This is a genomic window from Alteribacter lacisalsi (genome assembly GCF_003226345.1).
In the GTDB taxonomy this organism is placed as follows: domain Bacteria; phylum Bacillota; class Bacilli; order Bacillales; family Salisediminibacteriaceae; genus Alteribacter; species Alteribacter lacisalsi.
Genome location: NZ_PDOF01000001.1, coordinates 26,236 through 50,157 on the forward strand (window position 1 = coordinate 26,236; position 23,922 = coordinate 50,157).

Annotated in this window: 15 protein-coding genes; 13 read left to right on the forward strand and 2 right to left on the reverse strand. The window is 49.2% G+C overall.

Annotated features, from left to right (window positions below; genetic code table 11):
• Positions 1-28: 28 nt before the first annotated feature.
• The 9 genes from CR205_RS00205 (at position 29) to cydC (ending at position 16,725) form a co-directional block, all read left to right on the forward strand.
• Positions 29-394 (forward strand): hypothetical protein, encoded by a 366-nt coding sequence (locus CR205_RS00205; RefSeq protein WP_110515768.1) that lies wholly within the window; start codon positions 29-31, stop codon positions 392-394.
• Between the two features lie 470 nt (positions 395-864).
• A complete protein-coding gene (locus tag CR205_RS00210; RefSeq protein ID WP_236634747.1) occupies positions 865-6,810 on the forward strand; it encodes a cell wall-binding repeat-containing protein in 5,946 nt (1,981 codons plus the stop codon).
• 391 nt (positions 6,811-7,201) lie between these two features.
• Positions 7,202-8,221: an ABC transporter ATP-binding protein gene (locus tag CR205_RS00215; protein WP_110515772.1), complete on the forward strand. Its 1,020-nt coding sequence runs from the start codon at positions 7,202-7,204 to the stop codon at positions 8,219-8,221.
• Positions 8,214-9,197 carry an ABC transporter ATP-binding protein gene (locus tag CR205_RS00220; RefSeq protein ID WP_110515774.1) on the forward strand — a complete coding sequence of 328 codons (984 nt, stop codon included), beginning with the start codon at positions 8,214-8,216 and terminating at the stop codon, positions 9,195-9,197. Before CR205_RS00215 ends, CR205_RS00220 begins: the two co-directional genes overlap by 8 nt.
• 55 nt (positions 9,198-9,252) lie before the next feature.
• A complete protein-coding gene (locus CR205_RS00225) occupies positions 9,253-10,947 on the forward strand; it encodes an ABC transporter substrate-binding protein (RefSeq protein WP_110515777.1) in 1,695 nt (564 codons plus the stop codon).
• Between the two features lie 106 nt (positions 10,948-11,053).
• Positions 11,054-12,055 (forward strand): ABC transporter permease, encoded by a 1,002-nt coding sequence (locus CR205_RS00230; protein WP_110515779.1) that lies wholly within the window; start codon positions 11,054-11,056, stop codon positions 12,053-12,055.
• A gap of 28 nt (positions 12,056-12,083) precedes the next feature.
• On the forward strand, positions 12,084-12,998 hold the full coding sequence (locus CR205_RS00235) for an ABC transporter permease (RefSeq protein WP_110515781.1): 915 nt from the start codon (positions 12,084-12,086) through the stop codon (positions 12,996-12,998).
• Between the two features lie 278 nt (positions 12,999-13,276).
• Entirely contained in the window at positions 13,277-15,013 is a 1,737-nt protein-coding gene (gene cydD, locus CR205_RS00240; protein ID WP_328587701.1) for a thiol reductant ABC exporter subunit CydD, read from the forward strand.
• Positions 15,010-16,725, forward strand: a complete 1,716-nt coding sequence (gene cydC / locus CR205_RS00245; RefSeq protein ID WP_110515783.1) for a thiol reductant ABC exporter subunit CydC — start codon at positions 15,010-15,012, stop codon at positions 16,723-16,725. The genes cydD and cydC overlap by 4 nt, the downstream gene beginning before the upstream one ends.
• Positions 16,726-17,042: 317 nt before the next feature.
• Here cydC and CR205_RS00250 read toward each other — a convergent pair whose 3' ends face one another.
• Positions 17,043-18,029 (reverse strand): NAD-dependent epimerase/dehydratase family protein, encoded by a 987-nt coding sequence (locus tag CR205_RS00250; RefSeq protein ID WP_110515785.1) that lies wholly within the window; start codon positions 18,027-18,029, stop codon positions 17,043-17,045.
• 172 nt (positions 18,030-18,201) lie between these two features.
• Here CR205_RS00250 and dat point away from each other — a divergent pair, with 172 nt between their 5' ends.
• The 4 genes from dat to aceA all read left to right on the forward strand — a co-directional run bounded on the left by dat (position 18,202) and on the right by aceA (position 23,433).
• Positions 18,202-19,044: a D-amino-acid transaminase gene (gene dat / locus CR205_RS00255; protein ID WP_110515787.1), complete on the forward strand. Its 843-nt coding sequence runs from the start codon at positions 18,202-18,204 to the stop codon at positions 19,042-19,044.
• The gene (locus tag CR205_RS00260; RefSeq protein ID WP_110515789.1) at positions 19,041-20,057 is read left to right on the forward strand and encodes a P1 family peptidase; all 1,017 of its coding nucleotides are present in this window, start codon (positions 19,041-19,043) and stop codon (positions 20,055-20,057) included. The genes dat and CR205_RS00260 overlap by 4 nt, the downstream gene beginning before the upstream one ends.
• 509 nt (positions 20,058-20,566) lie before the next feature.
• On the forward strand, positions 20,567-22,159 hold the full coding sequence (aceB, locus tag CR205_RS00265; protein ID WP_110519576.1) for a malate synthase A: 1,593 nt from the start codon (positions 20,567-20,569) through the stop codon (positions 22,157-22,159).
• Complete coding sequence (gene aceA, locus CR205_RS00270; protein WP_110515791.1) at positions 22,156-23,433, forward strand: isocitrate lyase; 1,278 nt, start codon at positions 22,156-22,158, stop codon at positions 23,431-23,433. Before aceB ends, aceA begins: the two co-directional genes overlap by 4 nt.
• A gap of 262 nt (positions 23,434-23,695) precedes the next feature.
• On the opposite strand, the gene CR205_RS00275 is transcribed toward aceA, so the two are convergent.
• The gene (locus CR205_RS00275) at positions 23,696-23,920 is read right to left on the reverse strand and encodes a DUF4129 domain-containing protein (protein ID WP_110515793.1); all 225 of its coding nucleotides are present in this window, start codon (positions 23,918-23,920) and stop codon (positions 23,696-23,698) included.
• Positions 23,921-23,922: the final 2 nt, after the last annotated feature.

Sequence of the window (23,922 nt, forward strand, 5' to 3'; positions counted from 1 at the left end):
GAAATAAGTTTAAGGAGGAACGATAATTATGGAAAGTTTAAAAATACAGGCCTATTTTAATAGTGAGAGTGAAGCGGAGTCTGCTAAGATGAGTCTGCAGAAAGTAAATGCGTCGGATTTTCGGATTGAAGAAATGCCCCAGAATCCTAGTGACCTCATACTGATTCCAATTCCAAGATCCGGAGTTGGTGTGCCCCCGGCTGGAAGGAAAGGTGCTCTGGGAAATAGTATTGAAAAACGTGAATTAGGATCAGGTAATCCAGATGAAAACAGTGAAGCCGCATTTGTCGCGGAGTTTAAGGTGAACAGGAAGGATCTTGAAGAAACCCTTGGGATCCTTCAGGAAAAAGGAGCTTATATTGACGAGGAAGCTTCATCCGATTTTGTTAAATAACGATTCCATTAATACAGCGCAGATTCCTTTGAAGTGGGAGTCGCGCTTTTTTTTTTTTCACAAAGGACACCGCTCAGTATCGCTGCTTCCATTTTTTAGAAGGATTTGTATATAGTTTCAGCGAGATTTATCAGATTTTAGATTGAAGTGCTGGAAAAGAATTCTTATAGATGTAATTTCATAAAAAAATTCAATTATTAGACAAATATTGAATGGAGTATTAGGACTATTTTTAATTTTATATAACAAAAGTAGTATAAAATGTTGAAAAATCTAAAAATTCTGTGGTATTATGACTACCATCAGGAAAATATTATGCAGGAATCAAAATCGGTGTCCTGCTATTATTATTTCCTGTCGATTTGTGGGTTCTTGTATTTTCAAAGATTAAGAGGAGGCGAGCAGAGTTTAGCAGAGACGAGCGAGTGTCCGCAAAAAAACACAAAAGCAGGGAGAGAAACGGGTTGAAAATGAAGTTTACGAGATCAATGGCAGTCTTTATGAGTTTTCTGATTGTATTCTCTGCTTTCAGCAGCACCATTTCAGCAGCACCAGCATCCGGACCGACTGACAGTGTATCCTGGTCAGATGAAAACCGCGAAAGTGCTGAAGTGACAGTGGACGCAGAAGTAACGACGACATTTGCCACAGAAGAATATGTGGATGTACTTATTGAATTTGAATCTCAGGTGGATACAGGGCAGGTTGCTGCAGATGCAGCAGCAAACCTGGACGCCAATACATCAAAACACGAAGAAACGAAAACGAAACGGGCGGCAGTGGTCCGGGAACTGCAGGCTAACGCCGACCGTACCCAGCAGCAGGTTGTATCGTATCTTGACAGCCAGCTTGAAGAAGGGTCCGTGCAGGAATTTACAAGCTATTACATTATGAATGTAGTATCTGCCACGGTCACGGAGGATGTACTGGAGGATCTCGCATCCTATCCTGAAATCCGTACTGTCAAACTCGATCAGGAGATTCATGTTGAATTTCCTGAAAAATCGGAAGAGTACGAAATTGAAACATCCAGTGATGGTGTGGAGTGGAATATCGATGCGGTAAACGCACCGCAGGTTTGGAATGAATTTGGTCTCGATGGAACAGGCGTTGTGATCGGGATGATTGATACGGGAATCGACTGGTCACACGAAGCGCTCATGCATCAGTGGAGAGGGTATGATGCGAATGATCCGGAAAACCCGAATCCCGAAGGAAACTGGTTTGACGCGATTAACGGGGAACAGATGCCTGTGGAAGACCCCGTAAACCCCCACGGTACTCACGTCATGGGGACGATGCTCGGTCAGGATCTGAGCGGAAACAACAAGATCGGGGTCGCTCCTAACGCGGAATGGATTACCGCCAGAGCTCTCACTAATGATGGCGGCATGCAGTCGTGGCTTCTGGCAGCGGGTGAGTTTATGCTCGCGCCAAACGGCGACCCGGAGCTTGCGCCTGATATTGTGAACAACTCATGGGGCGGTTCATCAGATCTTGATGAATGGTACCGTCCAATGGTGAATGCATGGAGAGATGCAGGTATTTTCCCTGTGTTTGCAGCCGGAAACACCCCGGGACAGTCGGAACCGGGATCGATAAGCACGCCGTCCAACTACCCTGAAAGTTATGCGGTAGGGGCGACGGACATTGATAATATACGCGGAGGGTTCTCCAACCAGGGACCAGGTCCTTATGACGACAACCTGAAACCTGATATTGCAGCACCTGGTGTGAATATCCGTTCGGCGGTACCTGGAGGTTATCAGGGGGGCTGGAACGGGACATCGATGGCAGCACCGAATGTAGCCGGAATCGCTGCTCTTCTTCTATCGATGGATGCGTCCCTCACTCCTGACGACTTGGAAGAGGTACTGAATAATTCTGTCACACCGCTAACAGACGATCAGTATCCTGAATCACCGAATAACGGTTACGGCCGCGGTCTGGTCGATGCCTATGAAGCGGTACTTGCCATTTCAGACGGCCACAGCAGTGTGGAAGGATATGTTCTGAAAGAAGGAGAGGATACGAACGCTCCTGAAATCAGCCATGATCCAATTACCGCAGCATATGAAGGAATTGACCTTCCTATCTACGCAGATGTGGAAGACGATGTGGCCATTACAAGTGTAAGACTGCTTGTGTCTGTTCCGCATCTCGAATATGATCTCGTGATTCCAATGGAACAGGAGTCCGGCAATCACCGGGAAGGAGCCTTCAGGACAGAAATACCGGCTGATTACATTACAGGTGAAGGCTTCAGTTACTCCATTGAAGCAAACGACTTTGGCAATAACGTCACAGAAACAGAGGTAACGGATGTTGACGTGCGTTTCGGAATTAAGCCCGATGAATATGCAACAGACTTCAGTGAGCAGCCTGTAGGCTGGATTTTTGAAGGAGACTGGGCCTGGGACGAGCCGACACTCGGACCGGAGCCGGAAGCGGGAGACCGTGTGATCGCAACGAACCCGCACGGCGTTTACGATCCGCGCGATGACAGAATGCTAGTGGCACCTCCTATCGACTTAAGGGAGGCGGACGAAGCTTCTCTTCGTTTCCACCACTGGTACAGCACACCTGCGACCGTACTGCCGTATGATTACTCGGAACTTTATGTAAGTACCGACTACGGTGACACGTGGGACCGTCAGGGAACATTTTTTGCCGGTCAGAGTGACGGATGGGAAGGATATTATCTTGACCTGAACGACTTTACAGGTTCAGAAGAGCCTGTCCTTGTCGGGTTTCGTCACCACTCAGGCAATGCAAATAACGCCCAGTACGAAGGCTGGTATCTTGACGATGTGGAGCTCGTCGGAGTGGATACCACACCTCCAGGCGAGCCGGTAAACCTTGAAGCTTCTGCCAAAACAGACGGTGTGACTGTTTCCTGGAATGCACCGGAAGATCTTGATGTTGAAAAGTATCAGGTTCACCGTGCTCTTGAAGGAGAAGACTTTGAGGAAATCGGGGAAACAGGGGACAGATCCTTCACAGATCCTGATATTGAGGGACAGACAGTCTATGAATATAAAGTAAAAGCAATCGATTTTGCCGGTAACGAAAGCGGGTTTTCAGAAACGCTTACTGTTGTTACTCCTGTGATCGAGCCGGTCTACTATGAGAACTTTGATCAGGATGACGGCGGTTTTGCCACAGGCGGAAACAACAACTCGTGGGAGTGGGGAGAGCCGACCTACGGACCGAATGAAGCGGAGGCAGGCGATAACCTGTGGGGCACGAATCTGGACGGTGTTTATAACGCTGACGAACAGAGCTGGATCGAGTCTCCGGTTATCGACCTGACAGAAGCTGCTTCCGCTGAAATGACGTTCTCCCACTGGAGAGACCATACACTTTTCCATAACGGACAGGTACTTGTCTCTATCGACGAAGGTGAGAGCTGGGAGCAGATTGCTGAATACGGTGCACGTATTCGTGCATGGGAGGAAACCACGCTTCGACTTGATGAGTTTGCGGGCGAAGAAATTCAGCTCCGCTTCCTGAATAACGGTTCACCGTTTATCTCCCCTGAAGCGGGCTGGTACATTGATGAACTTACAGTAGTCGGATCGTTTGAAACTGAAGCTAGTACAGCTGCCGCATCACACGGCGAAACAGCGGTTGTTCAAGCTGATGAGAAATCAGAAGATATTTATGAAGTGCCTGTTACGTTCACACTTAACAGTGACAGCCACCATTACTACACGTCTGAAGATGACATTTCCGAAGAAGTTACGGGTCTGCCGCTCGCGGCAACTCTGACGGTTGAGGAAACAGGGAGAACGGTTCGTACAGACCCGGCAGACGGCAGCTACACGCTGATCCATGCTGCGTCAGAAGATGGTGAACCATACACCCTCACAGTTGAATCTTATGGATTCTATTCGGAAACAATCGAGCTCGAGCTGGAACCTGATACGGTTAAACAGCAGTCTTTTGTTCTTGACCCGGTACCGACTGGTGAAGCCTCCGGTGAAGTAACCGATCAGCGGACAGGCGAACCTGTTGAAGGCGCCTCGGTCTCACTTGCAGAAGACAGCAGAGTATCTGCTGATACAACCGATGATACCGGAACTTTTACACTTGAAGACGTCCTTGAAGGTTCCTATACCGTTCTGGTGACTCATCCGGACTACCACAGCGGAGAAGCAGAAGTGGAAGTCACAGGCGGTGAAGTGAGCAATGTCTCCGTGGAACTTCGTCCTTTCATTGGCTTTAATGGTGAAATTGCCTATGATGACGGTTCTGCTGAAAATGCCCGGGCCTTTTACAATGCCGGTGCTGGATGGGGCATGCGCATGACACCTCAGGCAGAAGCCCGTGTTGACGGCGTGAGCGTTTACCTGTGGGGCACCGACTGGCCTGTACCAGGTTCTGACGACTTTGCGGTTGCTGTATTTGACAGCGTACCTGGAGGCGGAGCCGGCAATATGGTAATTGGTCCGGTTGAAGTCGAGGGCGAGCGTGGCGGATGGAATTATGTGGATCTATCTGAATACAGCTTTACAACTGACAGGGATTTCTATGTCGTTATGATCCAGACCGGATCCAACCCGAATGCACCGGGAATGGGGATGGACGAGTCCGGGCCGTTTGCCGAACGTTCCTACACCTATGCAAACGGAAGTTTTGAACAGCTAGATGAGGAATACGGAAATATCATGATTCGTTCTGATGTCACCTACGCACTCAATGCGCCGTCGTGGGATCAGGAAGACACAATTTACACAAATGAAGATACAGTTGAAGTCAGTGGCACGACTAATGCCGACGGGCCTGTGACGATTTATAATGGGGATCAGACGGCAGCAGAAACTGAAGCAGTTGATCGCACGTTCAGCGCGGAGGTGGAGCTGACAGAAGGAACAAATGAACTTACGGCTGTTTCTGTAAGTGAGGATGGCGATTCAGACCCATCTTCTGTGTTAACGGTCGTAAAAGATGTCACCGCACCTGAAATCACCATTACTGCTCCTGAAGAAGGAATGGTAACGAAGAGGGACAGTGTGACGGTGACAGGTGAAGCAGCAGATGACAACCTTGCTTATGTATCTGTTAACGGAACGGAAACGCAGGTAGAGGACGACGGTACATTTTCCGAAACGCTTCTCCTTGCAGAAGAAGGGGAGCATACGATTACAGTTGAAGCAGCTGACCTTGCCGGCAACACCGCAGCAGCTGAACGTACAGTCGTAAAAAACACATCTGTACCGGAGATTGCCGGTCTTGAGCCTTCAGAGGACATGACGGTAATAGCAGGTGATACGGTTCAAGTAAGTTTTGAAAGTGACGTATACGGAGGAGAAGCAGTCTTCTCGGTCAAACTGCCAATTGGATCCAATAACAGTGAGGGTCTGAGCAAAGATATGACAGAAACAGCTCCTGGAGGGTATGAAGGGTCCTGGACAGTACCAGAAGGACTTGTGATTGATGAAGCGCGGGTCGAAGTGACGATCACAGACCAGGCCGGCAACACTGCTTCACAGGTGGCTGCAGGCAGTATTACGGTTACAGAAGCCCAGGAAAGCATGATCGATCGCATCTATGGTGAAAACCGTTATGAGACAGCCGCGGCAATCAGTCAGGCAGGCTGGGAAGAAGCAGATACCGTTCTTCTTGCACGAGGAGACGATTTTGCCGACGCGCTATCTGCAGCTCCGCTTGCTTATCAGTACGATGCACCGGTTCTTCTGACATCCTCAGATTATCTGCGCGATGTAACGGCGGAGGAGATCACGCGCCTCGGTGCTGAGAATGTCATTATTCTCGGGGGAGAAAATGCAGTAAGTGAAAATGTTGAACAGTCCCTTGTGGATCTTGGTCTCGCAGTGGAACGGATCGCCGGTGAAAACCGTTATGAAACAGCAGCAGCCATTGCCGGTGAGCTGGACGGGACAAGCGGAGAGCCAGCTCTGCTTGTGAACGGACTTGATTTTGCCGACAGCGTATCATCAGCCTCTCATGCAGCTCAGAACGGCTACCCTGTGCTTCTCACAAACGGAGAACAGCTCCATGAGGCTACGGCTGGTGCCCTGAACGATCTCAGTATTGAAGAAGTGCTGGTGATCGGCGGGGAAAACGCCATCAGTGATGAGGTGTTTGGCCAGCTTCCTGATCCGTATCGGATTTATGGAGACAACCGCTACGAAACGAGTGTTGCTGTAGCCGAATACTTTGGCAGCACGAACCGCCTGTTCATTGCAACAGGAAGAGAATTCCCTGATGCCCTTTCAGGTGCAGTACTTGCAGCTGGATATCAAACCGGCATTCTTCTTACTGGAGATGAGCCTGCAGCTTCAGCTGAAGCTTACATCCTGAACAACGGAATTGATCATCTTTCAATTCTCGGCGGTACGAATGCAGTCAGTGAACACACAGAAGAACAACTGAAAGTGCTTTTACCATAATGTTAAACAGGTCCTGCCTCGCGGCAGGACCTGTTTTCCTTTTTGTAGGAAGAAATTATTCGAATATTCTTTTTGAAAAAATAGTCGAATAGACTTCATATATTGTAGAAATAGGGTGTCCTGGCCCAGGGACTAAAGGCATGTACAAGACAATAATCTATAGTGGTTGAGAAAAAATACCAGACAAAGTCCCGGTAAGACAAAGCATAGTGCAGGACTTTTTGATTACTGAATTGTTTTAAAATTAATAAAATTTCGTTGATTTATTTTTACAAATATAGTATTCTTCCATTAACCATATATAAACAAGTCTATATTTCCGGATTCTACATATTTTTCAGCAGAGGTGCCGGGGCACCGTGTCCTCAGACAGAGACATTGGAGGAGTCAGATGAAGAAGCCAGTTCTCGAAATCAATGAATTGCAAACTCATTTTTTTACCGACCGCGGTGAAGTTCCCGCAGTTGATAACGTCAGTTTTGCCATCCACAGCGGGGAAGTTCTCGGTGTTGTCGGCGAATCAGGCTGCGGGAAAAGTGTCACGTCACTCTCCGTGATGGGCCTGATTCCAAAGCCCCCCGGGAAGATTGTCGGAGGGGAGATTCTGTTCAGGCATGGGAAGGATGGCGCAGAAAAAACCGAGAATCTTGTAAAAGTAAGCAAGAAGCGGATGAGACAGATTCGCGGGGATCAGATCGCCATGATCTTTCAGGAGCCGATGACGTCCCTCGATCCATTGTATAAAATCGGTCATCAGATTATCGAAGGTGTGCGCAATCACCGGGCAGTATCGAAAAAAGAAGGCCGGAAGATCGCTGTGGACATGCTTGAGCTTGTCGGCATACCAAGAGCGAAGGAAATTATTGATGAATATCCGCACCAGCTTTCCGGAGGGATGCGCCAGCGGGTGATGATTGCCATTGCCATGGCGTGTGATCCTGAGGTTCTGATTGCCGATGAGCCGACTACAGCACTCGATGTCACGATTCAGGCCCAGATTCTTGAACTGATGAAAAAGCTGAACCGTGAGAATGGGACGGCGATCATGATGATCACGCATGATCTCGGTGTGGTTGCGGAGATGTGCGACCGGGTCGTTGTCATGTATGCGGGAAAAGTGGTCGAGCAGGGGGATGTCAGAACTATTCTGAAGACGCCGAAGCATCCATATACACAGGGTCTGATCCGCTCCCTTCCGAAAATGGATCAGCGGGATCAAAGGCTCTATTCAATTCCGGGCAATGTTCCAAAACCAGGATCGATTAAAAACGGATGCCGGTTTGCGGCAAGGTGTGAGAAAGTGTTTGACCGCTGCTACCGTGAAAATCCGGAGCTGATTGAGCTGAAGGACGGCCATACGTGCCGCTGCTTCCTCTATGAAAAGAAAGAGGCGGAGGTCAGCCATGTCTAAACCATTACTAGAAGTCAAAGGATTAAAAAAATATTTTGATGTTACAGGCGGTATTTTTTCCCGCAAGGTGGGAGAAGTCAAAGCGGTGGACGATGTATCTTTTTCTGTTTACGAAAAAGAGGTTCTCGGTATTGTAGGGGAATCGGGCTGCGGAAAATCAACGACAGGTAAAGCACTCCTGCGGCTCACGGAGCCGACTGAAGGAGAAGTGCTATTTGACGGTAAGGATATTACGGGTATGTCGCAGGAGGAAATGAGAAAGATGCGCAGGGACATGCAGATCATCTTTCAGGATCCCTACGCCTCGCTGAATCCCCGTCATAAAGTTGAAAAAATTCTCGGGGAACCGCTCATTGTCCATGGGATCGGTTCCAAAAAGGAAAGGCTTGAAAAGGTGAAGCAGATCCTTGAGACAGTCGGACTTCCGGGAGAACACGCCCAGCGGTATCCCCACCAGTTCAGCGGAGGACAGCGGCAGCGGATCGGGATCGCCCGTGCGCTCATCGTTAATCCGAAACTGATTGTATGTGATGAGCCTGTTTCCGCTCTTGATGTGTCCATTCAGTCCCAGATTCTGAATCTGATGGAGGACCTTCAGGAGGAATTTGGACTTACCTACGTTTTTATTGCCCACGACCTGAGTGTGGTCAGACACATCAGTGACAGAGTGGGCGTCATGTATCTCGGCAGGATGGTGGAGCTTGCGGACAACGAAGAACTTTACGAAAATCCGCTTCATCCTTACACTCGTTCCCTGATGTCAGCCGTTCCAAATCCGGATCCGGATGCAAAAAAAGAACGCATCATTTTACAGGGAGATGTACCCAGTCCGTCAAATCCGCCTTCAGGTTGTGCGTTTCATACGCGCTGTCCGGAGGCGATGGATATATGCAGGCAGGTTCGTCCCGAGTTCAGGGAAAAAACGGTTAACCATTTTGTGGCCTGTCACCTTTACGAAGATTCTGTAAAGAACTGAGCGGCCGCAGATTTTCATAAGAAAGTAAACTAATTTTATTTAAGGGGGAAACGAGATGCGCAAGAAGAGTTTGTGGATGTGGCCACTGTCTGTCGCCCTGGTTGCGTCTCTTGCTGCGTGCGGCGGAGATGATGAGACCGGCGGGGACGAGGATACTGGAGACAACGGGGAAGAAACAGAAGAAAACGGGGATGAAGGCAGTGAGAATGGCAGTGAAGATGGTAACCTTGCTGCTGATCAGACACTGATTTTCGCCCGTGGGGGAGATTCGGTAAGTCTTGACTATGCGAGTGTAACAGACGGGGAGTCCTCCCGTGTAACGAAACAGATTTACGAGTCTCTTCTCGAGTTTGATGCTGACTCATTTGAAATCGGTCCCGGCCTGGCTCATGACTGGGATGTTGCCGACGATGGTCTCACGTACACGTTTTACTTAGAAGAAGGCGTGACGTTCCACGATGGAACAGATTTTAATGCTGATGCTGTCAAATTGAACTTTGAGCGCTGGGCAGACCCGGAGCACGAGTTTGCTTTCGCTGATGAGGGTTACAACTACAGTGTTTACGGCACTCAGTTCGGCGGTTTCGCCGGGGATGACGGTCATGTGATTGATGAAATCAACGTCATTAATGATCATGAGGTTGAATTTGTACTCAACGAGCAGCTCGGTTCCTTTATCCAGAATATGGGTATGAGCTACTTTGCCATCACTTCTCCTGCTGCATTTGAGGAATACGGCAGTGCAATCAACGAAAATCCTGTAGGAACAGGTCCATTTAAGTTTGTCAGCTGGTCCCGTGATGACCAGATTGTACTTGAAAAGAACGAAGACTACTGGCAGGAAGGGTATCCGAAACTGGACTCTGTTATCTTCCAGGTAATCCCGGATAACTCAGCACGTCTTACTGCCCTTCGTTCAGGTGAAATCGACATCATGGACGGGCTTAACCCGGATGATGTGGATGCGATCGAGGGAGAAGACGGCATGACTGTGTTTGAACGTGCGACAAACAACATCGGATACCTTGGCTTTAACATGGAAAAAGAGCCGTTTGACGATGTGCTTGTCCGTCAGGCGCTTAACCATGCAGTAGACAAAGAAGCTCTGATTGAGACGCTGTTTGCCGGTCTTGCAGAGCCTGCGAAAAATATTATCCCGCCGGACTACCTCGGCTATAACGATAATGTTGACGAGTACGAGTACGATCCTGAACGTGCGATGGAACTTCTTGAAGAAGCCGGCTATGCGGATGGTCTTGAGTTTGACCTGTGGACGATGCCTGTAGCCCGTCCTTATATGCCGGACCCGCAGCGTGCAGCTGAAGTCCTTCAGGAAAATTTCAATGAAGTCGGTGTAACAGCCAACATTCATACAGAAGAGTGGGCAACGTATCTTGAGCGTACCGAGCAGGGTGAACAGGATCTGTTCATGCTTGGCTGGTCCGGTACAAACGGTGACCCTGACTACTTCTACGGCAACCTGCTTCACGGAAGTGCCATTCCTGGAGGAAACCGTACGTTCTACCGCAGTGATGAGGCGGATGATCTATTCAACCGCGGTAAAGTAAGCATCGACGATGACGAGCGCGATGAGATTTATCAGGAAGCCGCTCAGGTTGTCCATGAAGATGCTCCTATGATTCCACTTGTTCATTCTATTCCGGTTCTTGCCGGAAGCGAGCGTGTACAAAACTATGTACCGCATCCATCAACAAGTGAATCTCTCCATGAAGTGGAGCTTACTGAATAAAAATGATTTAAATGAAGAGAGGGAGCGGTTCCCTTAGCGGAGCCGCTTCACTGCTCTTTATCCAAGAGTACATACATACGCTGAATGGAAGCCTGAGGTGAAAGAGATGCTTGCTTATACGATACGAAGACTGCTCATGCTGATCCCTGTCCTCATCGGGATGTCGTTAATTACATTTTCGATTATCCACCTCATTCCGGGTAATCCGGCTCAGGTGATTCTTGGCGAACAGGCAAGTCCCCAGGCCATTGAAAGTCTGGAAGAACAGCTCGGGCTCAATGAACCTTATTTTGTCCAGTACGGAAACTACGTAGCGGGAATTGTCCAGGGAGATCTCGGTCAGTCACTTCGGACACGAGGAGAAATTTCCACGGAAATTCTGCCTTATCTGGCCGCGACGATCGAGCTCACCATCTTTGCTTTGATCTTTGCTGTAGTAGTCGGAGTCAACGCCGGTATTATCAGTGCCTGGAAACAGAATTCCCTGTTTGATTACACCGCGATGATCATTGCCCTTGTAGGTGTCTCCATGCCGATTTTCTGGCTCGGTTTAATGCAGCAATGGGTGTTTGCACAGGAGCTCGGATGGCTGCCTGCGTTCGGACGGGCCAACCCCCGTGACCCTGTGGAAACAACGACGTACTTCTATTTAGTTGATACGCTCATTAACGGCCGATTTGACCAGTGGTGGACAAGCGTCAAGCATCTCATTCTGCCTGGTATTGCCCTTGGGACCATTCCAATGGCGATCATTGCCCGGATGACCCGTTCGAGTATGCTTGAAGTCATGAGGCAGGACTATATGCGGACAGTGGAGGCGAAGGGATCCAGAACGTTTACGATTATCTATCGTCATGGATTTAAAAACGCCGTTATTCCGGTTCTAACTGTGGTCGGTCTGCAGACAGGCACCCTTCTCGGCGGAGCCCTTCTGACTGAAACCATTTTCAGCTGGCCGGGAATCGGACGGTATGTATACGAAGCAATCGGAAACCGCGATTATCCGGTCATTCAGTCCGGAATTCTTGTCATTGCGACCATGTTCGTCCTGATCAATCTGGTTGTCGATCTCCTCTACAGCTATATTGACCCACGGATCAAATACTAGAGATAGAGGATGAGGGGAGGTAATCGTCATGGAAACTGTAAAAAAAGAGACAAAACTGCCGATGCCGGGTCCTGAAAAGCCTCAGGAAGCCCGGGTTGAATCGATATCACCGTGGAGAGAAGCCTACTGGCAGCTCCGGAAAAACAAGCTGGCGATCGTCGGACTGGTCATTATTCTGTTCTTTATTCTTCTGGCGGTTCTGGCCCCGGTACTGACTACGCACACCGTGAGCGGCATGAACTCCGGTGACCGCCTTCAGGGGCCGTCTTCCAACTACTGGTTTGGTACGGATTACGCAGGCAGAGATATTTTCACACGGATCGTGTTTGGGGCCCAGATTTCCCTAATTATCGGGTTTGTAGCTGTAACCGGAGCCATGGTGTTTGGCTCGCTTCTTGGTATTATGGCCGGCTACTATGGGAAATGGGTTGATATGCTCATCTCCCGTGTGTTTGATATTATGCTTGCTTTCCCAAGTATTCTTCTCGCCATCGCGATTGTGGCGATGCTTGGTCCTTCTCTGCAGAACGCAATGATCGCGATTGCCATTATTAACGTGCCGATCTTCGGACGTCTCGTCAGATCAAAGGTCATCTCAATCAGGCAGGAGGAATACATTCTTGCTGCCAAGGCACAGGGGATGAAAAGCAACAGAATCCTGTTTCATCACGTGCTGCCAAACAGTACCGCCCCAATTATCGTACAGGCCACACTCGGATTTGGTGTGGCGATCCTTGAAGCTGCAGCTCTCGGCTTTCTGGGTCTCGGAGCGCAGGCGCCTACACCGGAATGGGGAAGGATGCTCTCGGATTCCAGGCAGTACATTCAGAGCGCACCGTGGACTGTTTTGTTTCCGGGATTTTCGATCATGCTGGTGGTGCTCGGATTTAATATGATCGGTGATGGACTCCGCGATGCCCTCGATCCAAAAATGAAAAGTTAGCATTAACTTTTTTTAGAACCGGTCCCCTGCGGGGCCGGTTTTGTGTTTTTCATGAAAAGGTAACGTGATAACTATTTGGATGCTTCGGAACAGGGAAGTAGGTACCATAATGATCCCCAGCAGCCACCAGGTACTTGAGATGTCGCAAAATCGTCAAGCAGGGGACAGGTAATTTTACCCGTGATCGTTTATACTAGAAAAAGTGAAAGTAAAACCTATCAAACGCGATTTATGTGAAAAACTTCACAAAAACACATCCTTTTAGGAGTGGAACCACTATGATGAAAGAGTTAAAACGGCTCGCATTTGCACAGAAAACGCACATGCGGCTTTTATATATCCTTGCTTTTCTTTATGGTGCTGCCATCATCGCCCAGGCGTGGCTGATCGTAACTGTTGTTGATGGCGTATTTCTTCAAAATGAAACAATTTCGTGGGCTTTGCCGCTGCTTTTAATTCTGCTGGCTGTCTTTACGGTAAGAACTATGATTGCCCACTTCACAAACCGGACGGGCCTGAAAATGGCGGGCCATGTGAAGAAACAGTACCGGGAAATGCTCGTAAAAAAATTCACCGGTAACTCCCTGCAGGCTTCGGGGCAGGGGCAGTCAGGAGAAAAGGTGAGTGTCCTGCTGGACGGTGTCGATGAAATTGACAGTTTCTACAGTCACTATATCCCCCAGCTTGTGATTACGTATATTGTGCCCCTGATGATTCTTGTTACGATTTTTATCGTAAACCCGTACTCGGGGCTGATTCTGATCATTACAGCACCGTTCATCCCGTTCTGCATGATACTTATTGGAAAGATGACACAGAAAAAGCAGGATGAACAGGTGGAGAAACTGACTGCGTTTTCCGGCCGGTTTCTTGACAGTCTGCAGGGTCTTGCCACATTGAAACTTTTCGGGCGTGCAAAAAAGCAGGAGCAGGTGATCGAAGACGCGAGTCTCAACTTCCGGGACTCAACGATGAATGTTTTGAAAGTCGCTTTTTTATCCGCTCTGATGCTTGAATTTATTGCGATGCTCAGTGTGGCATTAATTGCGGTTGAAGTCGGTCTGAGACTCGTCATTTACCAGAGCATCACATTTTTCACAGCTTTTCTGGTTCTGATTCTTGCCCCTGAGTTTTTTAATCTGCTGAAAAATTTAGGGACTGCTTTTCACTCGGGTAGAGGCAGTGTGGCATCCGCGGGCCGAATTCGGGAAGAGCTGGACCGTGAGACCAAGCATGTTTCATGGGGAAAGGATGTGCTGAATACATCTGGTAAACCGCCGGAACTGGTCATGAGAAACCTCTCCTTTTCCTATGGTGAAGACAGGTTCGCTTTATCCGGGATCAGTGCAACGATCGCACCGGGAGACCGTATTGCAGCAGCAGGAGCAAGCGGATCGGGTAAAACAACCCTCGTCCACATTCTTGCGGGGCTGCTGGATCCTGATGAAGGGGACATTCTCATCAGCGGACACGAGCGCAGTACAATCACAGAACAGTCCTGGTTTGATGAAGTCGGGTATTTGTCCCAGCACCCTTACCTGTTTTCAGGCACGATTGCAGAAAACATTATGCTTGGTGCCGGGCCGGACGTCACCCGTGAAGAAGTCCTTCGTGCAGGCGGAAAGGCCGGGCTCGATCCGGTGGCAGAAGCGCTCGATAACGGTTATGACACTTTCGTTGGAGAAGGTGGACGCGGTCTTTCCGGAGGGGAAAAGCAGCGGGTTGCCTTAGCCAGGGTGTTCCTGAAAAAACCGTCCCTGCTTCTGTTTGATGAGCCTACAGTCGGGCTGGATCTTGAAACCGAACAGATTCTTCAGCGCTCCCTGAACGAACTGGGTGACGGAGCGACTGTCATCACTGTCGCGCACAGACTGCATACGATTAAACATGCAGATCTGATTCTGTTTATGAATAACGGAAAAATTGCGGACCGGGGGACACATGAGGATCTTCTTAAGTCATCGGCGGACTACAGACAGATGGTCTACGCGCATCAGGGAGGTGAGAGCCGATGAAGGACGTCGCTATTGTCGTAAAGCTGATCGGAACGGAGCGTAAAGGAATTCTGCTTTCCTTACTCTTTGGATTTCTGGCTGGTGTGGCTGCGGTCGCACTATTTGCAGCAAGCGGTTTTCTTGTTTCGAAAGCGGCTCTCGTTCCCCCGCTCTACACACTCACGCTCACGATTGCTTTTTTGAAGTTCATAAGTATCGGACGGGCCGGAAGCAGGTATGCGGAACGATACTATTCCCACCAGGCCACATTTAACATGCTCAGCCGTCTGAGAGTTCATTTTTTCAGAAAGCTTGAACCGCTTGCGCCAGGCATTTTTCAGCGCTACCGGTCAGGCGATCTTCTATCAAGGATCGTCGGAGACGTTGAGCATCTGCAGTTTTTCTTTCTCCGGGTGTTCTATCCGCCGCTCGTAATGGTGCTTATCTTTTTAAGCACGATTTTCTTTACAACTTTCTTCTCATTTTATATTGCCCTGCTGCTGTTTGCCGGCCTGCTTGTGACTGGATTTCTGATTCCTGCCTGGTTCGCCTGGAAGGAAAGGCGGATCCAGAGAAATGTCCGCGGACAGCGGGGGTTACTTGCTACAGAAGCAGCAGAACTGCTTTTCGGGTTTAAAGAACTGAAGATGAGCCAGAAGCTGAAGGATCGTGAAACAGAACTTGCAGAAGCTTCAGAGGCCTACATCAACGGCCAGGAAAAAGAAACAGGGCAGCGCCAGTACAGTGAAGCAGTGAATACCGCTGCGGGTCTTTGGTTTACGTGGGCTGTTCTGGCCCTGGGTGCCTACTTTGCCTCAATTGGTGAATTCAATGGGCTGTTTCTCGCCATGCTCGTCATGATTTCTCTTACCGTCTTTGAAAATTCGGCCCCTATGGCTGCTTTCCCTTCTCATTTTGAAGGCAGCCGTGTGGCGGCCGGGCGCCTGGAAGCGGTGCTGGATGATTCAGAGCGTGTGCCGGATCCTGAAAAGGGCCGGGAATTGCCAAACAGCCCTTATTCGATTGAGTGTAAGGACGCGACCTATACGTATCCGGAAGAACAAAGACCGGCTCTTAACGGTCTGACCGTTTCAATCCCTGCCGGCAGCAAAACCGCAGTCGTCGGGCCGAGCGGCTCTGGAAAATCCACACTCATGCAGCTAATTCTGAAATCACACTTTCCTGAAAAAGGAGAGATCCGGATTTCCGGAATGAGCAGTCATGATCTTCAGCAGGAAGAAATATGGGACAGAACAAATGTGGTTCTGCAGGACAATCACTTCTTTTTCGGCACAGTTGAGGAAAATCTCCGCCTCGCCAAAGAACAGGCGAACCATGAGGAGATGAAAGCTGCTCTGGGAGATGCAGGCCTCTCTCATTTAAGACTGGAAGATGCTGTACAGGAGAAAGGTTCCAACCTGAGCGGCGGTGAAAAGCAGCGCTTAGCCATGGCGAGAGCGTTCCTTAAAGGGGCGCCGGTCTGGCTGCTGGACGAGCCGGCCTCTTCACTTGACGCCGTCACGGAACAGCAGATGTTTGAAAAGCTCTTTGAAAGAGCCGAGGAAGATACGCTTGTTTTGATCAGCCACAGGCTGAAAGGCCTTGAAAAAATGGATCAGATTATCGTTGTAAGTAACGGGACAGTAATCGAGTCAGGCTCGTACGAGGAATTAATGGCTTCACAAGGATATTTTCACCGTATGAAAAAAATTGAGCAGGATGTGATGATGTAACAGTATGCAGTGTTATTAACAACAAAGAGGCCGGGACATAAGTGCTTTTTCAGACGGAAATCCGAACAATCACCAGGCGGTTTAAGTAAATCGCTCCTGAAATATACACCGCTTTCCGCGGGAAGCGGCTGAGCCTCCGCGTGCTTCGCACTGCGGGGTCTCAACTGCGCTTTTATTCCCGCAGGAGTCGGCGTATATTTCATCCGCTTAGTCGGCTGCTTGTTCGCAATCTCATCTGAACACTTTCTTTATGTTCCGACCTCTTTTTACTTTAATATCCAGCCTGCCTGGCACGGCTGGTGCCGCCCCGTCCCCTTTTATATACTGTAAAAGGCCCGGTACCAGTCAACGAAATGACTGACCCCCTCCTCAAGTGAAACAGAAGGCTTGAAGCCGGTTCTCTTCAGCAGCGGAGTTACATCGGCATAGGTTTCAACCATGTCACCAGGCTGAAGAGGAAGAGACCGCCTGGCCGCTTTTTTTCCCAGTTTCTTTTCCAGGATTGTGATCATCTCCAACAGATTAACGGGAGAGTTGTTACCAATATTATACAGCGAAAATGGTGGTGACTCATCAGAAGTTCCCTGGACCTCCCTCGCCGGCGGAAGCGGAATGAGGCGGAAAATGCTTTCAACAAGATCGTCTACATACGTAAAATCACGTTTCATGTTGCCGTAATTATAGACATCAATCGGCTCGTTATTCAGGATCCGCTTCGTAAAGGTGAACAGGGCCATGTCAGGACGGCCCCACGGACCGTAAACTGTAAAGAACCGTAAACCGGTTGATGGGATCCCATACAGGTGGCTGTAGGTCCATGCTAGAAGTTCATTCGCTTTTTTGGTAGCAGCATACAGGCTGATCGGGTTGTCGGTCCGGTCATCCGTTGAAAATGGGACCTGCTTGTTTGCCCCGTAGACAGAACTCGTAGAAGCGAAAATAAGGTGTTCCGGTTTATTGTTCCGGCAGCACTCCAGTAACGTAGTAAACCCGTCGATATTTGACTGGATATAGGTGTGCGGCGCCTCCAGGCTGTAGCGCACTCCCGCCTGTGCTGCCATGTTAATGACAATGCGGGGTTTAAGCTGTTTAAATAATTCACCCATTGTCTGTTTATCTTCCAGATTCATTTTTTTGAAGGTAAAAGCGGGGTGGGTAATCCATTTAAGCCGTGCCTGCTTTAGAGCGGGATCATAGTAATCATTTATGTTATCGATGCCAGTCACAGTGTGACCGGCTGTGGTAAGACGCTTAACCAGGTGAGCACCAATAAAACCGGCGCACCCGGTAACCAGAATGGTCATTGTGGTTCCCCCGTTTCCAGTTATATGTTCTATTTATATGTATATGAAACAGGTAAAACCGGGGCAACCGGCAATGACCCGGCAGGTGTAAAACTGATAAGCCGAACAAAATGGTTTTTCCTGCAGTGAATTCCATGTAAAATTGAGACAAACAGAAGTTGGAGGCGATCACATGACGATTGAATACATCAACGGGAAGTATCTAAGTTCCGGTGAAGCAGCTGTGCCGTTAGAGGAGCGCGGGCACCAGTTTGGTGACGGCGTTTACGAAGTAATCCGGTATTACAATGGACATGGCTTTATGCTGGAGGAACATCTGGAGCGCCTTGAAAAAAGTGCAGGTGAAATCCGTATCGATCTTGATGGCGGGATCGGCAGAATCAAAGAAATTATAGAAGAGGGCGTGGAAAAATCCGGACTGAAGGACTGTTATGTCTATCTACAGGTAACAAGGGGGATCGCCCCGAGAAATCACCTGTTTCCAAAAGAGACAAAGCCGTCTGTCTCTATGACAGTCAAGCCGGCTTCAGCACTCACCAGGGACATGGTTGAAAACGGCGTGGCGGCCGTTACCCATGCGGATGAGCGCTGGGCGAACTGTTATATCAAATCGCTTAACCTCCTGCCCAACATTCTGGCAAAACAGACCGCTTCAGAAAAAGGCTGTTATGAAGCGATCCTTCATAAGGATGGCCGTGTGACGGAAGCATCAAGCTCAAATGCGTTTATCGTGAAAGACGATACGATTATCACCACTCCTCTCAGCCGTGAAATTCTTCCGGGAATTACGAGGGCTGCCTTAAAGGACGTGTGTGACACAGCAGGAATCCGGTTCGATGAACAACATTTTACTGTTAGGGAAATGAAACAGGCAGACGAAGTGTTTATTACAAGCACCACGTCAGAAGTTCTTCCGGTTACCACCATCGACGGTGATCCTGTGAAAGACGGCAAGCCGGGGAATATGACAAAGCTTGTGCTCGAACTGTTTCAGGCACGCACCCAGAACAGATGACAGAGCTGAACCGGAATATCTGGAAGCTTTCGCCCGGAGATAAGAACTGTATTACCGATGTTCCAGGTGTCAAAGTGGGCCACGTGACCCTTGATGAGCCTCTTGAGAACGGTGAACGAATCTGTACCGGTGTGACAGCCATTCTCCCCCACCCCGGTAACCTGTTTCGCCAGAAGGTTGCCGGAGCAGGGGTTGTACTGAATGGGTTTGGAAAAACAACCGGGCTGATTCAGCTGAACGAACTGGGCCTTCTTGAATCACCAATCATGCTTACAAACACGTTCGCAGTCCCTGCTGTAACCGAAGGAACGCTCCGCTACCTGTTTTCCAGGACACCAGAGATCGGTGATACAACCGGTACAGTTAATACGGTAACTGGAGAATGCAACGACAGTTATTTGAATACAATTCGTCATTTTGCCGTTAAACCGGATCACGCAGTAAAGGCAATTGAAGAGGCATCCGATGAACCGTCTGCTGAAGGAGCAGTTGGTGCAGGAAGAGGAATGGTCTGCTTCGGGATGAAGGGCGGTATCGGCACCGCGTCCAGACTGGCAGGAGGGTACACAGTCGGCGTGCTGGTTTTGAGTAATTTCGGTAAAAAAGAGGAGTTTCAGGATGAACGGTACAAAGGTGGCAGGTATTCAGGGACAGAGGGAGTGAATGCGGAATCGGACGGATCGATCATGATTATTCTGGCATCCGATGCTCCGCTCGATCACAGGCGCCTCACCCGTGTGGCCAGACGTTGTGCGATCGGGCTCGGCAGAACGGGAAGCCATATGAGTCACGGGAGCGGTGACATTGCCATTGCTTTTTCGACAGCCTGCCGATATCCCCACCAGTTAGAAGCGCAGACTTTTTCCTGTGACCTGATTCGGGAAGAGCAGCCGGTCATGCACACTCTGTTTCAGGCAGCCGCAGAAGCAACTGAAGAAGCGATTGTCCGCTCACTAATGAAAGCTGAAACAACAACTGGAAGAAAAGGCCGGACCGTGCAGGGCTGGTCATAAAAAAACACCGGATTCCGGTGTTTTTTTATGTTTCTTTCGTCACGAAAATCGTTATATTCCGCGGCGAGATAACAGCAGACTGTACAATAACAGACGATTTTGGACTTGATCCGTTAGTTCCAGGCACAGTTGCAAAAAGGCAGTGGGATTTCTAAAAGATAAGTCGATTTAAGCACTCTCAGTCTGCATAATATAAGGACATTCGTCTTATTATCAGAAAATTTATAAAAATGGGTTGTAAACACAGAACACTCTGTTATATAATACATAACGTAATAGAAACTGTATCATAACAGAAAAGAAAAAACGAAAGGGTGTTGAAAAAATGAATTGCCATAAGTGTAACGGTCACGGAGATGTAACGTGCAAAAACTGCGGAGAAAGCAAAACGGCGAAAGCAAAAGACGGAGGCAGCAAATGCCATGAATGTTGCGGTACCGGCGCTGTTGTTTGTCATTTCTGTCTAGGGAACGGGAATATCGAATAGAGGAGGAAGCGGCTTGAACTGGATGATTAGCGAAGATCTTCAGAAAAAATACGGCAGGATTCTGACGGGCGATGCGTGCGAATTTGTCACTAAGCTGCATGAGGAATTCGAACCAGAACGGCAATCTGTACTAAGACAGAGAGGACGGCAGCAGGAGGACATTGACAGTGGAAATCTTCCGGATTTTCGTAAGGAAACAGCTGAGATCAGAAACGGCACTTGGACAGTGGATGACGTTCCGGCTTCCCTGTACGACCGGAGGGTGGAAATTACAGGTCCGGCAGGCAACCGGAAGATGGTGCTTAATGCCCTCAATTCAGGAGCGAAAGTCTTCATGGCTGATCTTGAGGATGCGAATTCCCCTACCTGGGAAAATCAGCTTGCAGGACAGGAAAATCTGTACGATGCGATCAGGAGACAACTTGATTTTACGGCTGAAAACGGAAAGGAATACGTGCTCACTGACAACCCGGCCGTACTTCTTGTCCGCCCCAGAGGCTGGCATCTGGATGAAACTTCTGTACACATAAACGGCAAGCCGGTCAGCGGGGCACTTTTTGATTTCGGACTTTATTTTTTTCATAATGCCAAAGAACTCCTGAACCGGGGAGCCGGCCCGTATTTTTATCTTCCGAAACTGGAATCCCATCTGGAAGCGAGATTATGGAACAAAGTATTTACCTATGCGCAGAGAGAACTGGGTTTACCGGAAGGCACAATAAAGGCCACTGTATTAATTGAAACTATTCACGGTGCTTTTGAGGCGGATGAAATTCTTTATGAACTGAGAAAACACAGTGCCGGGCTGAACTGCGGTCGATGGGATTACATCTTCAGCTACATTAAGAAACTGCGCAATCACGACCGCTTCATCCTGCCGGACCGGTCGCTTGTAACAATGACGGTTAATTTTATGCGGGCCTATACCCTTTACGTAGTGAAAACCTGCCATAGACGAAATGCGCATGCAATCGGCGGGATGGCAGCTCAGATCCCGGTTAAAGGAGATCCGGAAGCGAACAGCGCCGCGCTTGATAAAGTAAAGAAGGACAAAGAGCGTGAAGTGCTCGACGGACATGATGGTACATGGGTAGCTCATCCGGCACTCGTTCGGGTAGCGATGGAAGTGTTTAACCGGCATATGCAGGAGCCTAATCAGCGTTCCAGACAGCGTGAAGACGTTATTGTCACAGCAGCCGACCTTCTTGCGGTTCCCGAAGGGCCAATTACAGAGGAAGGTCTTCGAGCTAATATTTCTGTAGGGTTACAGTATGTGGAAGCCTGGCTCAGGGGGCAGGGTGCGGTGCCAATTAATCATCTGATGGAAGATGTGGCAACTGCAGAAATTTCACGGGCCCAGGTCTGGCAGTGGATCCGTCACCCGAAAGGGGTTCTGGATGATGGAAGAAAGGTTACAAATGAACTCGTGCTGAAACTGGTCAAAGAGGAAATCGCAAAAATCAGCACAGTGCCCAGTGACAAGGCGTTTAAGGAAAGCAGATTTGAGGCAGCGGAGCAGATATTCAGCGATCTGGTGACAGAAGAACAATTTACGGAATTTCTTACTCTTAAAGCATACCCATATTTAAATGAATCGGAGGAGGCGGTAAAATGATGAGAAAAACAGCAGAGCAGGTTAAAAAAGACTGGGATACAAATGAGCGCTGGATGGGGGTTGAGCGTCCCTATACGGCTGAGGAAGTGGATCGCCTGAAAGGGTCGCTGACGATCGAGCATACACTCGCGCGCCACGGAGCCGAAAAACTCTGGTCTTCTCTCCATACGGAGGATTTTATCCGGGCTCTAGGAGCGCTGACGGGAAATCAGGCCGTTCAGCAGGTAAAAGCAGGGCTAAAGGCCATATACTTAAGCGGCTGGCAGGTGGCAGCTGATGCCAATCTTTCGGGACAGATGTACCCGGACCAGAGTCTGTATCCGGCAAACAGTGTACCGAGTGTTGTGAAGCGGATTAACCAGGCTCTCCAGAGAGCCGATCAGATCGACCACAGTGAGGGAAAAAGCGAAACTGACTGGTTCGTTCCCATTGTGGCTGACGCTGAAGCCGGTTTTGGCGGCCAGCTGAACGTATTTGAACTCATGAAAGGCATGATTGAAGCCGGTGCAGCAGCTGTCCATTTTGAAGATCAGCTCTCATCTGAAAAGAAGTGCGGGCACCTTGGCGGGAAAGTCCTTCTTCCAACACAGCAGTCTGTACGCAACCTCATCTCAGCCCGTCTGGCAGCGGACGTGCTGGACGTACCGACGGTCATTATCGCCCGGACGGATGCGAACGCAGCCAACCTGATTACAAGTGATGTAGATCCGGAAGATCACCGGTTTATAACAGGTGAGCGGACACCTGAAGGTTTCTACCGTACAACAGCCGGCATCGACCAGGCTATTGCCCGGGGGCTCTCCTACGCACCTTATGCCGATCTGATCTGGTGCGAAACGAGCGAACCGAACCTCGAGGAGGCCCGGAAATTCGCTGCGGCGATTCATGAAAAGTTCCCTGGGAAACTGCTTGCCTATAACTGCTCGCCGTCTTTCAACTGGAAAAAGAAGCTTGATGACGTAACCATTGCCCGTTTTCAGGAGGAACTCGGCCGGATGGGCTATAAATTCCAGTTTGTGACCCTCGCCGGTTTCCATGCCCTCAACCACAGCATGTTTGAACTGGCCAGAGAATACAGCACAAGGGGAATGGCTGCATACTCCGAACTTCAGGAAGCTGAATTTGCGAGTGAAAAAGACGGCTACACGGCTACGAAGCATCAGCGGGAAGTCGGGACCGGCTATTTTGATGAAGTAGCCACGGTAATTTCAGGAGGCACCTCATCAACAACAGCCCTTAAAGGCTCTACTGAAGAAGAACAGTTCACAAAGTAAGATAGTGAACAAAAGCCACGGAGGGTGAGTAATTTTTACTCACTGCCCTGTGGCTTCTTTTTATAAGTGGAAATCCTGTTCTATAAGCGAAAATCACAATTTATAAGCTGATTTTATGTTTTATAAGCTGAAATTTCATTTTATAAGCTTTAACTGGCACCACCATGGACACCTAACTGGGACGCATCCACCAGAAAAATGCAAAACCCCTTCGCACCACACTCCCAACAGAAGCCACCCTGCGTGGGGTTAAATGATTAGGTTATCTCTCACCCTTCTGTTTTACCTCCGTCATGACATGCCTGATGGCCTGTTTAAATCTTTCCCGCTCATCCTTTGACACCTGTTCGCCGCCGTAGCGGACTTTTTGATAAGTCCGGGCGATCGTGTCTTTTGCTGAATCCGGAGCGGGGAGGGGGGCAAGCCATTCATCCGCCGTCTGAAAAGCAAGCCGCCCGTACCCTTTTCTGGCCAGTGAATGCTCCATTT

Coding starts and splice junctions, on each gene's coding strand:
- CR205_RS00205 (WP_110515768.1), top strand. CDS start 29: ATGGAAAGTTTAAAAATACAGGCCTATTTTAATAGTGAGAGTGAAGCG.
- CR205_RS00210 (WP_236634747.1), top strand. CDS start 865: ATGAAGTTTACGAGATCAATGGCAGTCTTTATGAGTTTTCTGATTGTA.
- CR205_RS00215 (WP_110515772.1), top strand. CDS start 7,202: ATGAAGAAGCCAGTTCTCGAAATCAATGAATTGCAAACTCATTTTTTT.
- CR205_RS00220 (WP_110515774.1), top strand. CDS start 8,214: ATGTCTAAACCATTACTAGAAGTCAAAGGATTAAAAAAATATTTTGAT.
- CR205_RS00225 (WP_110515777.1), top strand. CDS start 9,253: ATGCGCAAGAAGAGTTTGTGGATGTGGCCACTGTCTGTCGCCCTGGTT.
- CR205_RS00230 (WP_110515779.1), top strand. CDS start 11,054: ATGCTTGCTTATACGATACGAAGACTGCTCATGCTGATCCCTGTCCTC.
- CR205_RS00235 (WP_110515781.1), top strand. CDS start 12,084: ATGGAAACTGTAAAAAAAGAGACAAAACTGCCGATGCCGGGTCCTGAA.
- cydD (WP_328587701.1), top strand. CDS start 13,277: ATGATGAAAGAGTTAAAACGGCTCGCATTTGCACAGAAAACGCACATG.
- cydC (WP_110515783.1), top strand. CDS start 15,010: ATGAAGGACGTCGCTATTGTCGTAAAGCTGATCGGAACGGAGCGTAAA.
- CR205_RS00250 (WP_110515785.1), bottom strand. CDS start 18,029: ATGACCATTCTGGTTACCGGGTGCGCCGGTTTTATTGGTGCTCACCTG.
- dat (WP_110515787.1), top strand. CDS start 18,202: ATGACGATTGAATACATCAACGGGAAGTATCTAAGTTCCGGTGAAGCA.
- CR205_RS00260 (WP_110515789.1), top strand. CDS start 19,041: ATGACAGAGCTGAACCGGAATATCTGGAAGCTTTCGCCCGGAGATAAG.
- aceB (WP_110519576.1), top strand. CDS start 20,567: ATGATTAGCGAAGATCTTCAGAAAAAATACGGCAGGATTCTGACGGGC.
- aceA (WP_110515791.1), top strand. CDS start 22,156: ATGATGAGAAAAACAGCAGAGCAGGTTAAAAAAGACTGGGATACAAAT.
- CR205_RS00275 (WP_110515793.1), bottom strand. CDS start 23,920: ATGGAGCATTCACTGGCCAGAAAAGGGTACGGGCGGCTTGCTTTTCAG.